This is a genomic window from Phocaeicola sp. (assembly GCF_057861905.1).
Genome location: NZ_DBMACV010000135.1, coordinates 1 through 2,850, shown reverse-complemented (window position 1 = coordinate 2,850; position 2,850 = coordinate 1). Strand labels below are relative to the sequence as shown.

2 pseudogenes are annotated in these 2,850 nt (G+C 45.0%); both read left to right on the top strand.

Annotated elements, in window-relative coordinates:
- Positions 1–106 precede the first annotated feature (106 nt).
- Positions 107–271 (top strand): annotated as a pseudogene (locus ACZM60_RS14665) (efflux RND transporter periplasmic adaptor subunit); the annotation flags it as partial.
- Between the two features lie 15 nt (positions 272–286).
- Positions 287–2,761: pseudogene (locus tag ACZM60_RS14660) on the top strand (efflux RND transporter permease subunit); the annotation flags it as partial.
- Positions 2,762–2,850: the final 89 nt, after the last annotated feature.

Here is a 2,850-nt window from a genome sequence, read left to right as displayed (position 1 = left end):
ATTGCGGCGTACTGCATGTTTCCAAAAAAGCCGTGTATCAATGTACAACGTACATTTGACACACAGCTTGCTTTGTTTTGAATTCGTCGAATTCACGTTAAATAAGGAAGGTAAGGCTGAGTCGGCACAGGTTACGGTATTCCCGCAAAACAACGGGACGGAGTATATTGTGGAAAGTGGCTTACAGCAAGGTGAAACAATTATAGCCGAAGGAGCCGGACTGATTCAGGAAGATACGCAGGTGACGGGTGCTTCACCGGAAAAAGAATAAAGGAAGGAGGGTATCATGAAACTGAAGACATTTATAGACCGTCCCATTTTGTCGTGCGTGATTTCTGTGCTCATCCTGATGCTGGGAATTATTGGACTGGCCAATTTGCCGATGGAGCAGTATCCGGACATTGCTCCGCCTACCATTATGGTTTCGGCTACTTACACCGGAGCCAATGCGGAAACGGTTCAGAAGAGCGTGATTGCTCCATTGGAGGAAGCAATTAATGGTGTAGAGAATATGACTTATATGACGTCTACTGCTACCAATAACGGGTCGGCTTCCATTACCGTTTACTTTGCGCAGGGAACCGATCCGGATATGGCAACCATCAATACGAAAAACAGAGTGTCGGAAGCAGAAGGACTTCTGCCTGCCGAAGTTACCAAGATTGGTGTTACGGTAGAGAAACGTCAGAACAGTATGGTCAAGATTCTGGCGCTTTATAGTAAAGACGATAACTATGACCAGAATTTTATCAATAATTATTTTAAGATAAACGTTGAGCCTCGGTTATCACGTATTACCGGTGTGGGTAACGTGAATGTGATGGGTGGAGATTATGCGATGCGTATCTGGATGAATCCGCAAGTCATGGCTCAGTATGGGCTGGTCCCCGATGATGTGACATCCCTGTTGGATGAGCAGAATATCGAGGCGGCTACCGGAACCTTGGGCGAAGATTCGGAAAACACTTTCCAATACACATTGAAGTATCGCGGACGTTATGAAACGGAAGAGGAGTTTGGCAACATGGTAATCAAGGCACTTCCGTCGGGAGAAGTACTTCGCTTGAAAGATATTGCACGGATTGAACTGGGGGCACAGACTTACAGCTATAACAGTCAGATATCCGGGCATCCGGGAGCTACCTGTATGATTGCCCAGACGGCCGGATCGAATGCCAATGAAATAGTAAAAGATGTAGATAAATTAGTGGAGGAAATCTCGAAAGAACTGCCGAAAGGACTGGTTCTTACCGATTTGATGAGTACCAAAGACTTTCTTGATGCATCTATCCATGAAGTGGTAAAGACACTCATAGAGGCTATCATTCTGGTTATTCTGGTTGTTTATTTCTTCTTACAAAGTGTACGTTCTACCATTATTCCATCGGTGTCTATCATCGTATCTTTGGTCGGTACATTTGCCTTTCTTTATGTAGCCGGATTCAGTTTGAACTTACTTACACTTTTTGCCCTGGTACTGGTTATCGGTACGGTGGTCGATGATGCTATCGTCGTGGTAGAAGCGGTGCAGGCAAAGTTTGATGAAGGGTATCGTTCTCCTTACAAGGCGACTTTGGCTGCTATGGACGGCATTTCGGCAGCTATCGTAACCACTTCACTGGTTTTTATGGCTGTGTTTATTCCTACATCTTTTATGGGAGGAACCAGTGGAGTTTTTTATACTCAGTTCGGACTGACTATGGCAGTAGCTGTCGGTATATCTGCCATCAACGCCCTGACGCTGAGTCCTGCTTTGTGTGCATTGATCATGACACCGCACATGGATAAGCAGTCGGGTAAAAAACTGAGCTTTTCAAGTCGCTTTCACCATGCCTTCGAGGCTTCTTTCAACCGGCTGGTGTTGAAGTATAAGAACGGAGTTTCATTTTTCCTGCATCGCAGATGGCTGGCAGGGGTTGCATTGGCTGCGGCTTGTGTATTGCTGGTACTTTTTCTTCGTACTACCAAGACGGGATTGGTACCCGATGAAGATATGGGAACCATTTTTGTTAATGTGACCACACCTCCGGGTAGTAGTCTGTCGCAAACAAAGAAAGCAATGGAGCAGATAGATGAGCGTATTCGGGAAATTCCTCAAGTCAAACTTTATAGTAATGTGAGCGGATTCAGTATGATGGGAGGACAGGCTGCTTCGGGAGGTATGCTCATCATTAAACTGAAGCACTGGGACGAACGTACCAGGGCGGAAGATAACATTAATGCGATTATTTCACAGATTTATGTGCGTACAGCAGATATTAAGTCGGCTAAGCTTTTTGTTTTTGCACAACCTACCATATCCGGATATGGTATGGGAAGTGGCTTTGAGCTTTATGTGCAGGATCGTGCCGGAGGAAACGTGAGTACTTTACAGAAGTATTGTCAGAATTTTATTGCGGCTTTAAACCAGCGTCCTGAAATATCGATGGCCTATACCACTTTCGATACCAAGTTCCCGCAGTACATGGTAGAAGTAGATGCGGCAAAATGCAAGCGGGCCGACATCAAGGTTTCCGATGTGCTGAGCGTACTTTCGGGTTTCATTGGCGGTAACTATTCTTCCAACCTGAACCGTTTTTCGAAACTTTACCGTGTCATGATTCAGGCCGACAAGAATTACCGTCTGGATACAGAGTCGTTGAATAACATGTTTGTACGTACGGGTAGCGGAGAAATGGCACCTGTGGGACAGTTTGTTACACTGACCAAAGTGTATGGAGCTGAAACGCTGACACGTTTCAATATGTATACTTACCTGAGTTCGGGATAAGTTTAGAATAAGGCCAGTTGTTTTGAGTCCTCAATATAGTATCCTTGCAATGCATCCGGTTTGTTTTCAAAGAAACAATA